The sequence below is a fragment of the Methylobacterium sp. GC_Met_3 genome (assembly GCF_026540775.1).
Lineage (GTDB): Bacteria > Pseudomonadota > Alphaproteobacteria > Rhizobiales > Beijerinckiaceae > Methylobacterium.
On record NZ_JALNUL010000035.1, the window covers coordinates 26,668 to 44,711 of the forward strand.

Here is an 18,044-nt window from a genome sequence, read left to right on the forward strand (position 1 = left end):
CTCAGAAGACGTGGAAGGCGAAGCCCGCCAGGAAGCTCTTCTCCTCGGTGCCCTTGAAGCTCGCGGTCTCCACGTTGCCGAACTTGTTCAGCCAGTACTGAAAGCCGATGAAGACATCGACCCTGTTGGGTTGGTCGTAGATCAGCTTGCCGAGGTCGAGAACGAGATTGGTGCGCGAGAGGAATTCGAGGCCGCGCTTGGGATTGAACGCGAAGTCGGCCACGTTCTGCACGCCGCGTCCCTTGGGCAGCACAATGTTGTTGAAGCCCGTGATGCTGAGCGGAAGGTTGGTGAAGGTCAGCGGGAAGTTGTAGACGAGTTCGAACTCGGGGACGACGTCGAAGCTCTGGTCGCGATCCGGCTGGAGGTTGAAGCCGTTGCGGTTCCATTCCTTGTAGGCGTGGGTGCTCAGGTTGAGGAAGCCCGCCGGAACGTCGAAGGCGAAGTTGAGGCCGCCGACAACGTCACGCTTCTTCGAGCCGAACGCGTCGTTCTGGGAATTCGCGTCGAAGCCGAAGGCGAGCGATACGTCCTTGACGAAGCCCGGGATCGCGAAGGCCTTCGAGCTCGTGAGCGCGTTCAGGCTGAGGGTGCCCCGATAGAGGCCGTAAGCTTCGGTGTTGCCGTAATCGGAGAAGGCCGGCGAGGCGATGCTCCCGGGCGGGTTCGTCGTGCCGGCGGGGAACTGGGAGCCGGACTTCAGGATGTCGAGCGCGAAGAAGTTCGTGCCGTAGGCCCAGGCATCCGCATGGGTGATGCCCAGGATCTGCTTGGGCGCTTCCCGCGACACGAAGCTTCCGTTTGGCCGCAGGATCTGCACGCCGGGCGAGACGGTCGGGAATTGATAGCGATAGCTGATTTGGGTGTCCGAGAAGAGGAAGAACGAGACGTCCTTCACCGGCATGGTCTCGGGGGCCTTGTCCTTTTTCGCGGTTTCAAGGTCTGCCGCGGAGGCGGCCGCAATCGCCCAAAGCGATAAGACCGCCGTTACCAGTACACGCCCAATCATTGCGCCGACCCCCGAATCCCGCTTGGCCCGATAGAAGGGCAGCAACCGCTATGCCAGCGCGCCGGCAAACCGCGTTGACTTCAGCGTGCGTCGCAAAAACACAACACATTGTCGCGGGCTTAGACCGATGTGTTCGGCCATATGTAAGCGCGGGCCGGCGATTCCGTCAGGTTGCGTGTCCACGCGGCGGCACGGCAGCCGAACTTTGCTGCCCCGGTGGGCGGATCGCTGCGGCAAGCATGACCAGTCTGAGTGATCCCTGGTCGTGGTGCCGATAAGGCTGCACCGCGGACACGTTTTGCGTGCGCTCAGGCCGGGAGCCCCGTATGGACTTTTCCAGCGGCGCCGGCATCATCCGGGGGGAACGTCGGTCATTCGGGCGTTCGCGGAGGTGACCGCCATGGCGTCCACGACAGGCCCCGCCGCGCGCTGCCGTCTTGAGGCCGAGCCGTCCCCGCTGCTGTTCGACCCCGCGGCCGCGGCCTTGGTGATCATCGACATGCAGCGCGATTTTCTGGAACCGGGCGGCTTCGGCGAGAGCCTCGGCAATGACGTGGCGCTGCTCGCCTCCGCCGTGGAACCCGCCGCCTCTGTGTTGTCGGCGGCCCGCGGCGCCGGCCTGCTGGTCGTCCACACGCGGGAGGGGCACAGGCCGGATCTGTCGGATGCGCCGCCCGCGAAGATCGCGCGCGGCGCGCCATCCGCCCGCATCGGCGACCCGGGCCCGATGGGCCGGATCCTGGTCCGCGGGGAACCCGGCCACGACATCATCCCAGCGTTGCAGCCTCGGCCCGGCGAGCCGGTGGTCGACAAACCCGGCAAGGGCGCTTTTTACGCCACTGACCTCGCCGACATCCTAAGCGCCCGGCGGATCGACACGCTGCTCGTCTGCGGCGTGACCACGGAGGTCTGCGTCCATACCACGGTGCGGGAAGCCAACGACCGGGGCTATCGGTGTGCGGTCATCGCGGATGCCTGCGCCTCCTACGATCCGGCCTTCCATCGCGTCGGGCTCGCCATGATCAAGGCCCAGGGCGGCATCTTCGGCTGGGTCACGGATTCCACCGCCGCCATCGCTAGCCTCGACGGCGCTGCGGCACGTTAGGATAGGCCCATCGCCCGGGCCTTCGGCGCGGCAGGCATATTGCGTCGGGTGTCCTACGAAGATCCGTCTCACGAGGGGGCATGGACCTCAACACGATCGAGACCGTCCTCCGGCCCCGCGGGAGGACCGACCTCCAGGATTGGACGGACGGTGACGCGTTCCTCGCCGGGGGGACATGGCTGTTCTCCGAGCCGCAGCCGGGAACACGCCGGCTCGTCGACTTGGCTGCTCTCGGCTGGCGCCCGCACACGGTCGAGGCGCAGGGTCTGACGCTCGCAGCGACCTGCACGATCGCGCAGCTCGACCGCCTCGAACTGCCGGGCGACTGGATCGCCGCGCCGCTCGTCGCGCAAAGCTGCCGCGCCCTCCTCGGCTCCTTCAAGATCTGGAACGTCGCCACGGTCGGCGGCAACCTCTGTCTAGCCCTCCCGGCCGGACCGATGATCGCGCTCGCGACCGCCCTCGAAGCTGTCTGCACGATCTGGTCGGCGGACGGGATGGAGCGCACCCTACCGGTGACGGACTTCGTCCTCGGGCCGCAGCGCAATGCCCTGGGTCCGGGCGAGATCCTGCGCAGCCTGTCCATGCCGGCGTTCGCCTTCGGACGGCGGACCGCGTTCCGGCGCGCGAGCCTCAGCCCGAACGGCCGCTCCGGCGCGCTCCTGATCGGCACTCGCGACCGCGACGGTGGGTTCGCACTGACCGTCACGGCGTCGGTCAAACGTCCGTTTCGGCTCACCTTCGCCGGATGGCCCGACACCGACACCTTGGCCGAGGCGCTCGACGCGGCGATCCCGGACGACGCGTATTACGACGACGTCCACGGCCGGCCGGACTGGCGGCGTCACGTCACCCGCCACCTCGCGCACGAGGTCCGCGACGCGCTGGCCGAGGAAGCCGCAGCATGAGGCTGACGATCAACGGGTTCGCCCATGCCGCGCGCCCCCGCCCCGGCCAGTGCCTGCGGACCTACCTGCGGGAGGCCGGCTGGTACGGCGTCAAGAAGGGCTGTGACGCCGGCGATTGCGGCGCCTGCACGATCCATCTCGACGGCGAGCCGGTGCATAGCTGCCTTATCCCGGCCTTCCGCGCGGAGGGGCGCAGCGTCACCACCATCGAGGGCCTGTCCGGCCCATGCCGGCTGCAGGATCCGCCGCCGGAGGCCTGCCACCCTGTCCAGGCGGCGTTCCGGGCGGCACAGGGCTTTCAATGCGGCTTCTGCACGCCGGGCATGATCATGACGGCCGCGGCGCTCGACCAAGCGCAGAGGCGCGATCTCGGGACCGCCCTCAAGGGCAATCTCTGCCGCTGCACCGGCTACAGGGCAATCCGGGACGCGATCGCGGGGCTGGCCCCCGCCGAGGGCGCGACCGAGCCCGGCGACCCGGTCGGCCGGAACCTGCCGGCACCGGCCGCCGCGGAGGTGGTCGCGGGCCGGGCGAGCTTCACCCTCGACGTGCCGGCCGAAGACGCCCTTCACCTGAAGGTCCTGCGGTCGCCGCATCCCCATGCCCGCATCGTGGCGATCGACGACGCGGCCGCGCGCGCCGTTCCGGGCGTGGTCGCGGTCCTGACGCACGCGGACGCGCCCGCGCGCTGCTTCTCCACCGGCCGCCATCAGGACCCACGCGACGACGCGGCCGACACGCGGGTGCTCGACCCGATCCTGCGCTTCGTCGGTCAGCGTGTCGCCGCCGTAATCGCCGAGACCGACGCGGCCGCCGAGGCCGGCTGCCGGGCGCTGCGCGTGACCTACGAGATCCGCCCGGCCATCCTCGACCCGACCGAGGCCCTGGCGCCCGACGCCCCCCGCGTCCACGATCCGGACGATCTGCCCGGCCACGACGCGCTTTCCCCGGGACGGCACTCGAACCTCGCCGCCGAGGTCCATGGCGAGGTCGGTGACGTCGCGGCGGGGTTGGCTGCGGCCGATGTCGTCTACGCGCAGACGTTCCAGTCGCAGCGCGTTCAGCACGCCGCCCTGGAGACCCATGCCTGCCTGGGCTGGCGCGACCCGGACGGCCGCTTGACGCTCCGGACCAGCACGCAGGTGCCGTTCCTGACCCGGGACGCCCTGTGCGATCTGTTCGGCCTGGAGCGGGACGCGGTGCGCGTCCTGTGCGGCCGGGTCGGCGGCGGCTTCGGCGGCAAGCAGGAGATGCTCACCGAGGACTTGGTGGCGCTTGCCGTGCTGCGGACCGGCCGCCCGGTCCGGTGGGAGCTGACCCGGCAGGAGCAGTTCATCGCCACCACGACCCGCCATCCGATGCGCGTGGGTGTGCGGGTCGGGGCGCGCCGGGACGGCACGCTCATGGCGATCAGCCTCGATGTCTTGTCCGACACCGGCGCCTACGGCAACCATGCGGGCGGCGTGCTGCATCACGGCTGCAACGAGGTTTTGGCTGCCTATGCATGCCCGAACAAGCGGGTCGACGGTCACGCGGTCTACACCCATACGGTGCCGTCCGGTGCCTTCCGCGGCTACGGCCTGAGCCAGACCATCTTCGCCCTCGAATCGGCCCTGGACGAGGTCGCCCGCGCCCTCGGCCTGGATCCGTTCGACCTGCGCCGCCGCAACGCGGTGAGACCCGGGGACGCGCTGGTGGCGAGCAGCCTGGAACCGCACGACGTCGTGTTCGGCAGCTACGGGCTCGATCAGTGCCTGACCCTGGTGGAGGACGCCCTGCGGGCCGATCCCGGAGCGGAGGCGCCGCCGGGCTGGCGCGCCGGCACCGGCATGGCGATGGCGATGATCGACACGATCCCCCCGCGTGGGCACCACGCCGAGGCGCGGGTGTCCCTGGGTTCGGCGGGTCATGTCACCGTGCATGTCGGAACCGCGGAGTTCGGCAACGGCACCAGCACGGTGCATCGGCAGATCGCGGCCTCGGCGCTGGGCGTGGAGCCCGAGCACGTCCGCGTCGCGGGTGGCGATACAGACGCCGTCGGCCAGGATACGGGCGCCTATGGCAGCACCGGCACGGTGGTGGCGGGCCTCGCCACCCTCCGGGCGGCCGAAGCGCTCGCCGCATCGATCCGGTCGCGGGCGGCTGAGTTGACCGACGCCGCGCCGGAGGCCTGCCGCCTCGCGGGCGCGGCCGTGGAGACGCCGCGCGGCCGCGTTGCCCTCGCCGGTCTCGGACCCCTGGAGGCCTGGGGGCGCGCCGACGGGTCGCCGCGCTCGGTGTCGTTCAATGTCCAGGCCTTCCTGGTCGCGGTGAATCCCGCGACCGGCGCGGTGCGGATCCTCAGGAGCGTGCATGCGGCGGATGCGGGACGGGTCATCAACCCGATGCAGTGCCGGGGTCAGGTCGAGGGCGGGGTCGCGCAGGCGATCGGCGCCGCGCTCTACGAGGACTTCATCATTGATGCGAGCGGGAAGGTGCTCACGCAGGCGTTCCGCGACTATCACATCGCCACCTGCGCCGACGTGCCGGACACCGAGGTTCTGTTCGCCGAGACGTACGACAGCGTCGGGCCGCTCGGCGCGAAGTCCATGAGCGAGTCGCCCTACAATCCCGTCGCGGCGGCCCTCGGCAACGCCATCCGCGACGCCACCGGCGCCCGGCTCACCGCCACGCCCTTCGCGGCCGATAGGATCTACAGGCTCGTCGCGGGCGAGGCCGCGGCATGTCCGTGAGGCCAGACCCCGCGCCCGGGCCCGCGGGATCGGCGTGGCGCGCCCTGCGCGGCCGCGCGGCGAGCCTGTCCGGAAACCCGTTCCTGGCCGAGGGATGCCTGGACCATGTCGAGGACGCGCTCATCCTGATCGCGGACGGTCGGATCGCGGGTTTCGGCCCCTTCGGCGACACGGTCGACCGGGTTCCCCCCGGCGTCGCGATTACGCATTACGAGAATGCCCTGATCCTGCCGGGGCTGATCGACACGCATGTCCATTATCCGCAGCTTCAGATGATCGCCTCGTACGGTGAGCAACTGCTCACCTGGCTTAGCAAGTACACATTCCCGGCCGAGCTGGAATTCGCGGACCACGCCCACGCGGAACGGGTCGCGAAGCTGTTCTTCCGCGAGATCCTGGGGGCGGGAACGACCACTGCGGTGGTCTACTGCACGGTCCATCCCGGCTCGGTAGAGGCCTTCTTCGCGGAGTCCGAGCGGTTCAACACCCGGATGATCGCCGGCAAGGTGTTGATGGACCGCAACGCGCCGGAGGCCCTCCTGGACACGGCGCAACGCGGCTACGACGAGAGCAAGGCGCTCATCGCGCGCTGGCACGGCCGCGGGCGGCAGCTCTACGCGGTCACTCCGCGCTTCGCGCCGTCCTGCACGGAGGCGCAGCTCGACGCCGCCGGCGTGCTCCTGCGCGAGCATGACGGGCTCTTCCTCCAGACACACCTGTGCGAGACCACCGACGAGATCGCGTGGGTGATGGACCTGTTCCCCGACAGGGCGAGCTACCTCGACGTCTATGCCCGGTCCGGCCTCGTCGGCCCGCGCAGCGTCTTCGGCCACGCGATTCACCTGAGCGAGGACGATTTCTGCACCTGCCACGCGGCGGGCGCGGCAGTCGCCCATTGCCCGACCTCCAACGGTTTCCTGGGCAGCGGCCTGTTCCGGCTGTTCGATGCCCTCGATCCCCGGCGGCCGGTGCGGGTCGGCCTTGGGACGGATGTCGGGGCCGGCACGTCCCTATCGCTGCTCAAGACGCTGGGTGACGCCTACAAGGTCGCGGCCCTGCGCGGGACCAAGCTCGACGCGCTGCGGGCCTTCTGGCTCGCGACGCTGGGCGGAGCCGAAGCCCTGCGCCTTGACGACCGGATCGGGCGAATCGCGGACGGCTTCGAGGCCGATCTCTGCGTCCTCGACCTCGCCGCCACCCCGCTGCTCGGATTCCGCACCGAGAGCTGCCGGGACATCGAGGATCTCTTGTTCGTGCTGATGACGCTCGGCGATCACCGCACGGTTCGGGCGACCTGGGTGGCGGGCGAATGCGTCTACGATGCACGCCGCCCCAACGACCCGCTGCGCTACCCGTCGCGAAGCACCGGGGCCCCGCACTGAGCGGCGCAACGCTCGGACGCCGGACAAACGGCATCTGGCGCGACGATTGCTTGGCCACAACAAGCATTCGGAGGGGTCTTATGCGTCGGTTGGGTCTCGGGTTCGCTTTATTGGTTGCGCTGTCGACGACGAGTCTTGCGCAGAGCTACACCGCTCCTTCTCCGACGGACGTGCCGTCCACGGGCACCAAGGAATTGAACAAAGCAGACCGCAAGATGGCCTGCACGCAGCAGGCCGATCGGCGCAGCATGCATGGCCTCTCACGCCAGCAATTCCGGGCCGCCTGTCGCGGACGTCCGATTCCGAAGCGCGTCAATTCCTGAGCTCGCTTGTGTCATGAGCCGGCGTTTTAGCTATTCAGGTACTCTGCGCCGGCTCGTCGAAACTTCACATGCCGTCTCAGCGCCCGCCGCTGAGCTGACGAACTGTCGAAATCTAATCTGGACCATGGAATTCAGGTTTTGCAATGGGTGGCAATCAAATTCGCAATCCCGAGCTGCGGAGCGTTGCTTTTACACAGGCGCGCGTACGGCGCCAACGTGCAAGCCATTATGGCTGATAAAGCTGGGCAATGCTCTGGCTAGCATCTTCTAAGTCAGACGTGAGCTGAGCCGCGATGTCATTGCCGTAACACGACACTACGGCTTATGTCTGCTTTCGGGGCTTGCCGGGTGAGCCTAGAGTGACCGGACTGGGCGCAAAACGGAAGGTCCGGTTTCAGGTGTTAAGCTCAGTTCCGTTCACCACCCTTCTTAGCCGTTGACGCCTTTGCGAGGCCGTCGAAGGTCGTGCAGGTATCAATATTAGTCCCTTTAAGCACCAAGGGACTGAGCGACGTGTGGGGGAGATTGGCTCCGACAGTTCCTGTCACGAGGTCTTGCTGGTGGCGCCTGTCTGCGTCTCCGTATCGACCTACGACGCGAATAGTGGCCCCTATCGAACCATCCGGCGCTTCAGTAGGCCAAAGCGAAGGCGGGGAATACCTCCGACTTGTTGCCGCGCGGATCGGACCCTGCCTCAAGGACCCCCGTCTCCAGATTTCGCTCGGTCCCACACAGGTAGCCCTCCGTCCAGGGCGGCGCGGGATCTACCTCGTGGCCGCGGGCGGCGAGCCCATCCAGGGTGTCTCGGCCGACACTCGTCTCGATCCGCAGGCGATTGAGGTAGAAGTCGTGCGGGTGGAACAGCGCCGGGAAGTGCTCACTGGAGAACTTCGGCGCCTCGATTGCCGTTTGGAGCGGCATGCCGAACACGACGCGGTTCAGGAAAAACTGCAACTGCCACTGGTCCTGCTGATCGCCGCCCATGCTGCCGAAGGCGAGCCAGGGTTTGCCGTCCTTCAGAGCCAGACTTGGGCTTATGGTCGTCCGCGGGCGTTTGAAGGGAGCGATGACATTGGGGTGATGCGCGGGTTGCAGCTGGAAGTTGGAGAGGCGCACGCCGAGGGGGAAGCCGAGGGCGGGAACGACCTCTGCACTCTTGATCCACGCCCCGCTCGGCGTGAATGCGGCGGTGTAGCCGGCCTGGTCCATCGCGTCGACGTGGACTGTGCCTGGCCCCCAGGACGAGCCGCCGAGCCGCTTCTCGGCCGGCAGAAGTGCCGTACCTGCCCAAGCGTCGCCTGGACGAAGGCTGCGGTCGGCGTGCTCCCCCACGAGCGCGGCGCGCAGCGAGCCGTAAGCGTCGGAGATCAACGTCTCTGTCGGCACTGAGACCTGCAGGGGGTCGCCATAGAACTGCTCCCGGTCCGCAAAGGCCAGCTTCATCGCCTCAACGACGAGATGCACGTAGGCGGCGGAGTTGTGGCCGAGCGCCGCGAGGTCAAAATTCTTGAGGATCGACAAGGTTTGGAGGACGGCAGGCCCTTGGGTCCAAGGTCCACATTTGTATAGGTCGGTTCCCGCGTAGCGGACCGACATGGGTCGCTCGACCGGTACTTTGAAGCGAGCGAGATCTTCGCGGGTGAGGAAGCCGTCGCGCCGTGCGACGAACGTGGCGATCTCGACGGCAATGTCGCCCTTGTAGAAGGCGTCGAACGCCGCCTGCAGACCGGACTCGCGCGATCCGCCGGTCTGCCGTTCCTCGTTCGCCATGAAGTCGAGCATGCTGGCTAGTGCTGGGTTGCGGATGATGGCGCCCTCCAGCGGGGGCCGTCCGCCCGGCAAGTATACGGCTGCCGATCCCTTCCACTCCCGCTTGAAGCGCTCTGCGTTGTCGAGGATGCCGAACTTGTGCTGGCGCAGCAGCCCGGAATGGACAGGGAAGCCGTCGCGCGCCAGATCGCGTGCCGGAGCACTTACGTCGGCGAAGCTGAGGCGGCCGTAGCGGCGCAATGCCTCTAACAAAGCACCCGGCGCACCTGGAACGCCCGCAGCCAGTGGCCCATCAGCGGGGACTTTGTCGTATCCGCGCCGTCGGAACGCCTCTGGTGTGGCGGTCGCCGGCGCTACGGTGTTGCCGTTGATGCAGACCACCCCGGCCTCGCTGGGCGCTGCAATCAGAATCGGGATCTCGCCACCGATCGTATGCATCTGTGGGTTTACCACGCCTTCGACGAGACAGGCGGCCACGGCTGCATCGATGGCGGTGCCGCCAGCTTTCATGATCTCGATGCCCGCCATTGGGGCGAGGTAGTGTTCGGCCGCCACCGCGCCGCGCTGCCCAAAGATGCGCGGGTGGAAGGTGACGGTTTCGGTCGGCATCACGCGGAAAGCGCGGGTGCTCTGGAGTCTTGTCATCGCCAGATCATCCGTTCGAAAAATCATGCCCCAGGCCGTTGGAGCGCAGCCTGCCAGCTTTAGGCAAAAGTCGAAAGATCCTGGAACCAGTGCTGGGCCTGCACATAATCCTTCACCCGTGGCGAGAGCGCATGCGGATTGGTGTCATGCACCACCCAGACCTGAACGGCATCGTCCACAACAATCTGGTGGATGAGCGCCAGCAGCCTGTTCTGCTCGTCCGTATCGAACGTAGCCTTGACCTTGTCGCACAAGGCGTCGACATCTGGATTGCGGTAGTGGCTCCAGTTCAATCCGTTCGGGGCGATCTGCCTCGAATCGTAGAAGCGCAGGATCGCGTTGAACGGATCCGTGGTAACGTAGGCGACGTTACTTGCCGTGATCCCTTTGAGGCTTGGGTCGGCGGCGCCTTGCCGCCACGCCGTATAAGACACTTCCTGCTCCACCGTCTTGAACTCGACCTGGATGCCCACTTCAGCCCAGCTCTGCTGGATGAACTCGTTGATCGGGAGGGACAGCATCTGCCCAGTGCCGCCGGTCGGGATCAGGATCGTGGCCTTTACGGGGTTCTCGACCGAGTACCCAGCCTCTTGAACCAGCTTGCGCGCAGCATCGAGGTCCGTCTTGATCTGGAAGCTCGGCTTGCCGAACCAGAGGCTCGATTGTAGCACCTGCCCAACGGCCGGTTGGGCGAGGCCGCCCATGAGCTGGACCACGCCTGCACGGTCGACAGCGAGGTTGGCGGCCTTGCGCAGGCGCAGGTCCCGCCAGGGCGAGCCCTCCAGCATCGACAGGTGGTAGTTCCAGACATGCGGCGTGTCGTTGCCTACGACGCGCATCCCGGCACCCTTGAGGCGCGGTACCGCGTCGGGGGCCGGCAACTCAATCAGGTCGACGTTACCTGACAGTAGGGCGTTCACCCGTGCGAGATCCTCGGGTAAGCAGGTGAGCGTGAGCTTCGCGAGCTTCGGGACCCGCTTAGGGTTCCAGTAGCTCACGTTCGGCAGGAGTTCGAGACGCACGCGCGGGACGAGCTGGCCCATCCGGAACGGCCCCGTGCCCGAGGGCTCGAAGGCGAACTTCGCCCAGTCCCGGCCGACCTTCTCGTACTGCGTGGGCGAAGAGATCAGAAACCAGAGCATCTGATAGGGGAACAGGCTGTCGGGCGTCTTGGTGGTCACCTGGACGGTCTTGGCGTCGAGCTTCCTGTAGCTCGCCACCCCCGGCAGGCGTGGACGGACCTGCGCGGCCTGGCGCTGGTCGAAGTGCGGCGCATCCTTGTTGAGCACCTTGTCGAAGTTCCAGATCACTGCGTCGGCATCGAAAGCCGAGCCGTCGTGGAACGTCACGCCCTCGCGCAGGTGGAAGGTCCAGACCTTCGGGTCGGCCTTGTCAACCTCCCAGAACGTGGCAAGCCCGGGCACCATCTTGCCGGGACGGTCGGCGACGTCGAGCTCCCAGGCGACCATTGGATCGTACAGGGTCAGGCCGGTGAACTGGTAGCCGCCGGCGCCCCGGTCCGGCTGGCCAGTGGTGAGCGGCAGGTCGGTCATCGAGATGCCATAGGTCAGGCTGCCAGGCTCACTCGCTGCCCGCGCCCGGTTAGTCGCGCTGAGCGCGGCTAATGTCACACCGCCGACCATCAGTGTGCGACGGGACGGAAGGATTTTTGTCATCGCGACACCTCGATCGGGCCATCAAAACCGAGCACGCATATTCGTGGCGGGGCGGCCTTTTATAACTATGAAAAATCTCAGGTTCTTCAAAAGATAAAGCGTGCCTCTGGACGATGATCTTTTACGCACCGGGCTCAAACTGGTGGCATTACCGTTAGAATGCGCCCGAGTTGAGCTGCATCGGCCAGCGAAAGCACAGGACGATCTCCGCCGAATCGGCTATCGTCCGTAGCGCAATTGGTGACGAGCGATCCATTCCCAACCTCAGACAAAGACTGAGGCAAGAATTTGAATTTTATGTAAGTGACCACCGAGATCGAGCGCCTGTTACTTTAGTCGTTTTGCGCTCCTAAATTTTTATGCTGTAGTCTAAGCCCTTGAGCAGGAAATAAGCAAGTCAATCCTGGATGACTCGGTGACTGCTTTGAAAAAATCATGTTGACAGTGCTGAACGTTCCGAATGGCGCAAAGCCGAACGACCGGCCTTGAGCATTGGCGATCTGGTATGGCGTAATATGGCCGAAATCCGCCAGACCCCTCTCGTTTTCGCGATGCTTAAAGCGGACCTCGAAGACGCGATGCAAGTCGACATCCGTCCCCGGGACCACCTCGAGACGTCGTTTTGAGGACTGTACGCGATGCCGTGCTCACTGGTTCAACGCTCCGCGCATCGGTCCCACGATCGATGCCTGCGGTCCCGCGGCGGGGTCAGGGTTGAACAGGGTGAGGTCGTTGAACAAGCCCCAGCGGTTCGATCAAGGCTGTGCCCGTCCCTCGCGACGTCCAGGATCAGCAGGAACGGCTCGCAGCCGGCCTCCTTGATCGTCGTCCGCCCGGTGGCGATCCGGCCCGCGTTGAATTCGATCAGGTCCGACCAGCGCACGGCCAGCTCCGTGCGAGTGGCGACCTTGATAACCGGCATCTGAGCCAGCCCATAGGGCGTGCTCCGCCCGGTGGAGTAAGTGAATCGAGGCCAGCGGAACCGCAGAAAGGCTGCAGGGAGGCAGCGTGCGACCCCGGCCGTTAGGGCCAAGCAAGAATCCGCGAGGTTGGCGGGCTCGGCCGAGCTATGTGCTGACGGCCTGGAATCATTCGATGAAGCGGACGATCGTCGGCCAGCACCGCCAGGTGGTGGTCACCACGCTGGCGTTGCCCGGCGTCAGAAGCAGGACGTCGGGGCCGTCGAGCACATTAAACAGCGCGTGGACCTTCGTGGTCTAGCCACCGTGCTGCGGCCGGTTCTGGGTCCGAAGCGCAAGGACACCAACATCTGGAGCGGCTAACAATCAAGCCAATTAGTTGAAAACCACTTCATTAAATCGTGATAATAGTAGTGGCTTCGCGTTGAGAGCGCGAAGTACAGCTCGATCAAAACTTGATGGCCGGGGTTTCATTGACAGGCGGTGACTGGTTCGCTGTCTCAATCCTGCGGGTAATGAGCGACAGGACGTCGAGGTCGTAGAGCACACCTTCGAACGGCACGCGCTCGCCGCTCATTAGCTGATAGTTGCGGGCGTGGAACACCGAACCACAGCCCGTGTAGTTAGCCTTCGAGTCGACGCGAAGGCGAGGAATCTCCGGCTTCTGGCCAGCCATGGTGCTGATTGGGAAGGGCTTCCCGTCGATGCGCCAGTCGACCCCGCCGTCGTGGCCGGAACCGAGCAGGCAGTTGCCGGTAGTCTCGTCTGAACTTGGGCGCCGCGTCCAGAACGCCTCATGGTCGCCGCGCACCTCCGGTTGACCGTATTTAGTGATCAGGATGTCGCTGAGTACAACGTCCCACTTGTCGCGCGGCACAGGCTGTGTCCGCCAGACCGCCACCACCCGCCCGGCCGCGACGGGCGGCCAATCGTAAAGCACGATGATCTCGCCGGTATCTTGGTTGACAAACATCTTACCGTGCTGCGGGCCGATACTTGAGGGATTAAGCACCGCCTGCTGGCCTTCTACGGTCTGCAAGACTGTCATATGGCGGCGCACCGCTGCCTCAGCGTCGTCCATCGACATGCCGAGCCTAATGCCGAGCATGTCGTAACCGTAAGGTGGCCCGGCGAGCCGGTCAGCTGCGGTGGCAAGCGTAGGGGGGGTAACGGCCCACGGGATGGTCGGAAGCTTGATGGTGCCGAGCGCGGCGCCGTTCTGCCAAACCGTCGCGCTGTCAGGTTCGAGCCGCACAAGGATGGCCGTCTTTCCCGCATTGGGACCATATTTGACGATATCGAAGTCGGAAAGCTTGGCGTTGACCGCGTAACGAGGTTGCTGACCTCCTGCCGTAAAGTTCATCGGCGCCGCCGCGAAATCGAGGACGTACTTGCTGGCCGCCACTGGAAAGGCCGCAAGAACCAAGACATCATCGTTGCCCGGCATGCGGATGCGCAGTGGCGCCAGTTGGTCCGGGCTGATGCCGCGGACCCATAGGCGGCGCGCGAGGTCGTCATCAAGCGACCCGCGCTGTTCGTCCATGCCGTTGAAGCCGCTGACTATAAGATTATCGTTGCCGAAGGCCGATATCGACCTCCCCTGCGCGGTAGCGACGTATGGGGAGAGCAGCCGCCAGAACGTAACGTGGTCCGGTAGTGCAGCAGCTCGTTCCTTAGTCCAGCTTTGGTAGCGCGCGGCGTTCGCAGCGTCAGGGCTGCTTGAGAAGAAGCGGCCCCAGGGGTCAAAATTCTTCCAATTTGGCACATCGGCATAAGATTGCTCGAAGCGGAAGCGGCTGTCCGCTGCCTGCTGCCAATTGATGCGCACCGTATCGACATGGGGACTCGAAACAAGCGCTAAGAGGCCGAGTTCTCCGCCCATGCGGATCGGTGTCGTAGTACGCGTTTTCGCCCTGGCTTCGGCGCCTGCATCCGGTTGCGCAAGCCGTAAGCCGTCGAGTGCAAAGGTGAATAGGGGCTTCCGCAACATGTCATCGGCGAAAAGCGTCATCGCAGCAGTCTGGAACAGCCAACTTCGATGATCAGGAAGTCCGGTTGCACTAGTCGACATGACGGACGGCGAACCAGCCGGCGTTGTGCCGGTGATCGATAAATCGATAGCGAGCCATGCGCGACTGCCGTAAGGCGAGGACTGGATTGCTGTGAAGGCGCGCGCCTCGGCTTCGGAGGCCGGCCAACTGCTGGGCAGCAGCACATCAATCGGCGAGCCAAATATCCTGATCGGACCATTGACAGACGTCTTGAGGTCGAACCTACCCTGATTGTAATGCCCAACCTCTACCGGCATCACTACACGGGCGCGAACTGGAAGATCGGGGGCGGACGCCACAATCTGCTTTACTGTCGTTTGTCTAAACGCCCTGCCGCCGTCATTGATTGCGAACTCGGCCCCCGGTACATAGGACTGGAATCCGCATGCATTCTGTCCGAACAACTTCATTTGTTGCTGAGATGGCATGAAAACGCAGGCAAGCCGCACAGCGTCTGCGTCCGATGGTTCCGCCCCATTGCGGATCACGATGCGCAAGGCGAGGGCCTGCATGAAGCGCGCCCACCGCTCCCGCGGCGGATGGCGAGACGAGCTGCCGCCGTTGCTGTCACCGGCTAGAAAGGGTGGATAAACGCTCGCGGCTTCGTACTCAGTTCCCGTGATGAGCGGGATTGTGCCGCTGAGCGGCAGGGCCCAAGGATTGCCTGCAGTACGCGCCGTGTAGGCTGACGTCGTTCCTGCTGGCCACGCGTCCGCCTGGGGTGCAGCCGCGTCTCCCGGCGCCTCGACCGGAAAGGCGTAGAGCCGTCGACCGTCTTCTTTATTGTAGAGCACCGCGCTGACGAGCCTAGCCGAAAGTTCGCCTGTTTTTTGATCGATCCCGAATAGATCGACAGACATTCTAATCTGGACGTGGCCGGCCGAATTTGCGTTGAGGAACACTTCGGCATCATTTTTCGAAACGGGCCAAAACAGTTGTGGTAATTTGAAGCCTTGACCCATCGTCAAACCGGCGTCCTTCACAACATTTTGTAACTCCACAGATTGTTGACTGCTTCCAATCGAGGCCGCGAAAGTTTTCACACTAAAGCCGTTATTCGCTTCGTCGTAGTCAGAGCCAGTGTGGGCCATCTCCACCCAGGTAAGGCGCATCGGCAGTCTTGGCGCCACATCAATTAGTCGTTGTCGAAAGATTTTGAGGAAATCTTTACTGTTCTTCTCTTGAGTTAGAGGATTGTTGCCGATCCATGCATTGTGGTTAGAGATCATGAAGGGAGCTGCTGACTCATCATCGACAAAAGTCGCGAGAACGCTCGGATTGTCGCGAAAGCGGTCGATTATCGAAGGGTTGTTGGCCATCGCGAGTAGCACGAAGAATCGCTTCGCGGTTTCCATGTCCCGTTCTTTCGTGCCCGGCAGCACTTGGTTGAGGTACGTAAGGGCGTAATGCCGGTCGACCACCTGAAAGGCCCAACGCCGCATCCCTGACGGAGGGGTCACAAGTTGCTGAAGGGGGTCGCCACGGCCGTGGTCGGCCACAGGCGGCTGAAATTCGCCGTCTGCCATGCCGGCTGACAGTCTAGATCCCAGAGTTGTTGACCCACCCAACTCGGCGATACGCTCGAAATAGGCGCGCCTAATGCACTCGCGGTCGTTTGCACACATGTTGCGCGCTAATAACCAGTCACGCTGTCTACGCCGCAGAGCCGGATCTCTACCTGAATGAAGCTTATTGATGTACGCTTCCGCCATTTGGGCATCCAGCGATGCGAGTTCCGGATCTGCGCAGATCGTAATTGTGACAGTGCCAGTCGAACGCGTGCAGTCGAAGCTTGGTACGCCCGCCAGCGCAGGTCCGGTTCGAGCAGTACGGGGAGGGTAATATGGCGCCGGCGACTGGTAGTTCGGGCGGTACGGCGTTGCGCCATTCTGAATTACCTGCCCGATAATTCCTCTCAAAATACCGTCAAATTGGGCCTCGGCTGGTACGCAGCTCACAATAACTGTAGATAAGATAATCAACGCCGCGTTCATCGGCGCTTGAAATGATCCAATAAAACGCGCGAAAAGCATTCGATGCGTCCCACCGTTGTCGAATAAAGAATTTGTATCATTGCCGTTCCCAACCGTCCAGGCTTCGGCAACACGGCCTTCGTCACCGTGCCGCTATGGGACGCCGCCGGGCCGGCGCTCAGCGGACTGCCGCTGACGCTGGTCGTGCGACGGCCGGACGGAGTCGAATACCGCCGGGTGCAGGTGGCGGATGAGGGCCTGGGCGACCGCGCCTTCGCTATCCCGCTGCTGTCGGGCGCGGCGCGGAGGACATGGCGCGTGGCCACCTATACCGACACAAAGGCCGCTCCGATGGGCGAGACGGCCTTCCTCGTGGAAGACTACGTCCCCTAACGCCTGAAGTGTCGCTGACCCCGAAGGAGGCGGCCCTGCGGCCCGCTCGGCCAGTTGAGATGGCCCTGTCTGCGCGCTTCCTCTACGGCGCCCCGGGGCCGACCTCGACGTCGCGGGTACCCTCATCGTCGAGCCGGGCCCGGTCCCGGCGGTCAAGGGCCTCGACCGTTATACGGTCGGCCTCGACGACGAGGAGGTCCAGGCGGCGAATGCCGAACTGGAGGAGCATGCCCGCACCGATGCCGAGGGCAAGGCCAGCGTGAGGTTCCGCTGCCGGACCTCACGATGGGGCTCACTGTCCTCGACAACGCCGGCGGGGACGTGCGCGCCCAGGTCGGCAGCGCCGGCTACCTGGACGGGTCGCGTGGCGCCGCCGTGGATGTCATAACTGCCGCGCGCTCCCCTGGATCGGCCCTGAAGCCGTTCATCTATGCCGCAGCCTTCGACCTGGGCCTCGCCCATCCCGAGACGCTGATCGAGGACCGGCCCGTTCGCTTCGCGGACTACGCCCCAAGGAACTTCGATCTATCGTTCCAAGGGACCGTGGCCGCTCGTCGGGCCTTGCAGCTCTCGCTCAATGTGCCTTGCAATGGGACTCCTCGACGCGGTCGGCCCGACGCGGTTCGTCGCCCGGTTGCGGGCAGCGGGAGCTAGAATCGTCCTGCTGCAGAACGCGCCGCCGGGCCTGCCGACGGCGCTGGGCGACCTCGGCATCACCCTCGCCGACCTCGCGCGGCTCTATGCCGGCCTCGCCAGGGAAGGCACGGTGCCGCCCCTTCGCAAACGCCTCGACCCGCCCGGTCCGTCTGAGGCGCGCGAGCGGATCGCCGAGCCGGTGGCGGCAAGGTACGTGGTCGACATCCTTCGCGACGCCCTCCGCAAGACAGTGCTCTCTCCGGCCGCATCGCTTTCAAGACCGGCACCTCCTATGGCTACCGCGATGCCTGAGCTGTGAGTTTCGACCGTCGGATCACCGTGGCGGTCTGGGTCGGCCGGCCGCACGGAGGCGTGGTGCCGGACCTCGCCGAGCGGACGACCGCCGCCCCCCGATCGTCTTCGACGCCTTCGCCCGGGCCGGAAGCGAGCCCGAACTCATCCCTGCCCCGCCGGGAGTGCTCTTGGCAACGAGCGCCGGCCTGCCGCGGCCTTTGTGGCAC

Annotated in this window: 11 protein-coding genes and 3 pseudogenes; 7 read left to right on the plus strand and 7 right to left on the minus strand. The window is 65.1% G+C overall.

The genetic code is table 11. The features are described 5' to 3' along the window. Window position 1: 1 nt before the first annotated feature. Window positions 2-1,009 (minus strand): hypothetical protein, encoded by a 1,008-nt coding sequence (locus tag OXS27_RS25150; RefSeq protein ID WP_267359601.1) that lies wholly within the window; start codon window positions 1,007-1,009, stop codon window positions 2-4. Window positions 1,010-1,409: 400 nt separating this feature from the next. Here OXS27_RS25150 and OXS27_RS25155 point away from each other — a divergent pair, with 400 nt between their 5' ends. The 5 genes from OXS27_RS25155 (at window position 1,410) to OXS27_RS25175 (ending at window position 7,459) form a co-directional block, all read left to right on the plus strand. Next, window positions 1,410-2,114: an isochorismatase family cysteine hydrolase gene (locus OXS27_RS25155; RefSeq protein ID WP_267359603.1), complete on the plus strand. Its 705-nt coding sequence runs from the start codon at window positions 1,410-1,412 to the stop codon at window positions 2,112-2,114. Window positions 2,115-2,194: 80 nt separating this feature from the next. After that, complete coding sequence (locus tag OXS27_RS25160) at window positions 2,195-3,022, plus strand: FAD binding domain-containing protein (protein ID WP_267359605.1); 828 nt, start codon at window positions 2,195-2,197, stop codon at window positions 3,020-3,022. Then, window positions 3,019-5,754: a molybdopterin cofactor-binding domain-containing protein gene (locus OXS27_RS25165; RefSeq protein ID WP_267359607.1), complete on the plus strand. Its 2,736-nt coding sequence runs from the start codon at window positions 3,019-3,021 to the stop codon at window positions 5,752-5,754. Before OXS27_RS25160 ends, OXS27_RS25165 begins: the two co-directional genes overlap by 4 nt. Next, the gene (gene guaD, locus OXS27_RS25170) at window positions 5,745-7,136 is read left to right on the plus strand and encodes a guanine deaminase (protein ID WP_267359609.1); all 1,392 of its coding nucleotides are present in this window, start codon (window positions 5,745-5,747) and stop codon (window positions 7,134-7,136) included. The genes OXS27_RS25165 and guaD overlap by 10 nt, the downstream gene beginning before the upstream one ends. Window positions 7,137-7,216: 80 nt before the next feature. After that, on the plus strand, window positions 7,217-7,459 hold the full coding sequence (locus OXS27_RS25175; protein WP_267359611.1) for a hypothetical protein: 243 nt from the start codon (window positions 7,217-7,219) through the stop codon (window positions 7,457-7,459). A 630-nt stretch (window positions 7,460-8,089) separates the two neighbouring features. On the opposite strand, the gene OXS27_RS25180 is transcribed toward OXS27_RS25175, so the two are convergent. The 5 genes and pseudogenes from OXS27_RS25180 to OXS27_RS25200 form a co-directional block, all read right to left on the minus strand. Then, window positions 8,090-9,901 (minus strand): gamma-glutamyltransferase family protein, encoded by a 1,812-nt coding sequence (locus tag OXS27_RS25180; RefSeq protein WP_267359613.1) that lies wholly within the window; start codon window positions 9,899-9,901, stop codon window positions 8,090-8,092. Window positions 9,902-9,933: 32 nt separating this feature from the next. Beyond that, a complete protein-coding gene (locus OXS27_RS25185) occupies window positions 9,934-11,550 on the minus strand; it encodes an ABC transporter substrate-binding protein (RefSeq protein WP_267359615.1) in 1,617 nt (538 codons plus the stop codon). 755 nt (window positions 11,551-12,305) lie between these two features. Continuing rightward, window positions 12,306-12,511 (minus strand): annotated as a pseudogene (gene garD / locus OXS27_RS25190) (galactarate dehydratase); the annotation flags it as partial. Between the two features lie 169 nt (window positions 12,512-12,680). Further along, window positions 12,681-12,776: pseudogene (locus OXS27_RS25195) on the minus strand (IS5/IS1182 family transposase); the annotation flags it as partial. A gap of 142 nt (window positions 12,777-12,918) precedes the next feature. Then, window positions 12,919-16,554, minus strand: a complete 3,636-nt coding sequence (locus tag OXS27_RS25200; RefSeq protein ID WP_267359617.1) for a lysozyme inhibitor LprI family protein — start codon at window positions 16,552-16,554, stop codon at window positions 12,919-12,921. Between the two features lie 87 nt (window positions 16,555-16,641). On the opposite strand from OXS27_RS25200, the gene OXS27_RS25205 reads away from it, so the two are divergent. Next, window positions 16,642-16,887, plus strand: coding sequence for a hypothetical protein (locus OXS27_RS25205; RefSeq protein ID WP_267359619.1), 246 nt, complete (start codon window positions 16,642-16,644; stop codon window positions 16,885-16,887). 82 nt (window positions 16,888-16,969) lie between these two features. On the opposite strand, the gene OXS27_RS25210 is transcribed toward OXS27_RS25205, so the two are convergent. After that, window positions 16,970-17,116 carry a hypothetical protein gene (locus OXS27_RS25210; RefSeq protein WP_267359621.1) on the minus strand — a complete coding sequence of 49 codons (147 nt, stop codon included), beginning with the start codon at window positions 17,114-17,116 and terminating at the stop codon, window positions 16,970-16,972. 71 nt (window positions 17,117-17,187) lie between these two features. On the opposite strand from OXS27_RS25210, the pseudogene OXS27_RS25215 reads away from it, so the two are divergent. Beyond that, window positions 17,188-18,044, plus strand: a pseudogene (locus OXS27_RS25215) (penicillin-binding transpeptidase domain-containing protein); the annotation flags it as partial.

Coding starts and splice junctions, on each gene's coding strand:
- OXS27_RS25150 (WP_267359601.1), bottom strand. CDS start 1,009: ATGATTGGGCGTGTACTGGTAACGGCGGTCTTATCGCTTTGGGCGATT.
- OXS27_RS25155 (WP_267359603.1), top strand. CDS start 1,410: ATGGCGTCCACGACAGGCCCCGCCGCGCGCTGCCGTCTTGAGGCCGAG.
- OXS27_RS25160 (WP_267359605.1), top strand. CDS start 2,195: ATGGACCTCAACACGATCGAGACCGTCCTCCGGCCCCGCGGGAGGACC.
- OXS27_RS25165 (WP_267359607.1), top strand. CDS start 3,019: ATGAGGCTGACGATCAACGGGTTCGCCCATGCCGCGCGCCCCCGCCCC.
- guaD (WP_267359609.1), top strand. CDS start 5,745: ATGTCCGTGAGGCCAGACCCCGCGCCCGGGCCCGCGGGATCGGCGTGG.
- OXS27_RS25175 (WP_267359611.1), top strand. CDS start 7,217: ATGCGTCGGTTGGGTCTCGGGTTCGCTTTATTGGTTGCGCTGTCGACG.
- OXS27_RS25180 (WP_267359613.1), bottom strand. CDS start 9,901: ATGATTTTTCGAACGGATGATCTGGCGATGACAAGACTCCAGAGCACC.
- OXS27_RS25185 (WP_267359615.1), bottom strand. CDS start 11,550: ATGACAAAAATCCTTCCGTCCCGTCGCACACTGATGGTCGGCGGTGTG.
- OXS27_RS25200 (WP_267359617.1), bottom strand. CDS start 16,554: ATGCTTTTCGCGCGTTTTATTGGATCATTTCAAGCGCCGATGAACGCG.
- OXS27_RS25210 (WP_267359621.1), bottom strand. CDS start 17,116: ATGCTCCTCCAGTTCGGCATTCGCCGCCTGGACCTCCTCGTCGTCGAG.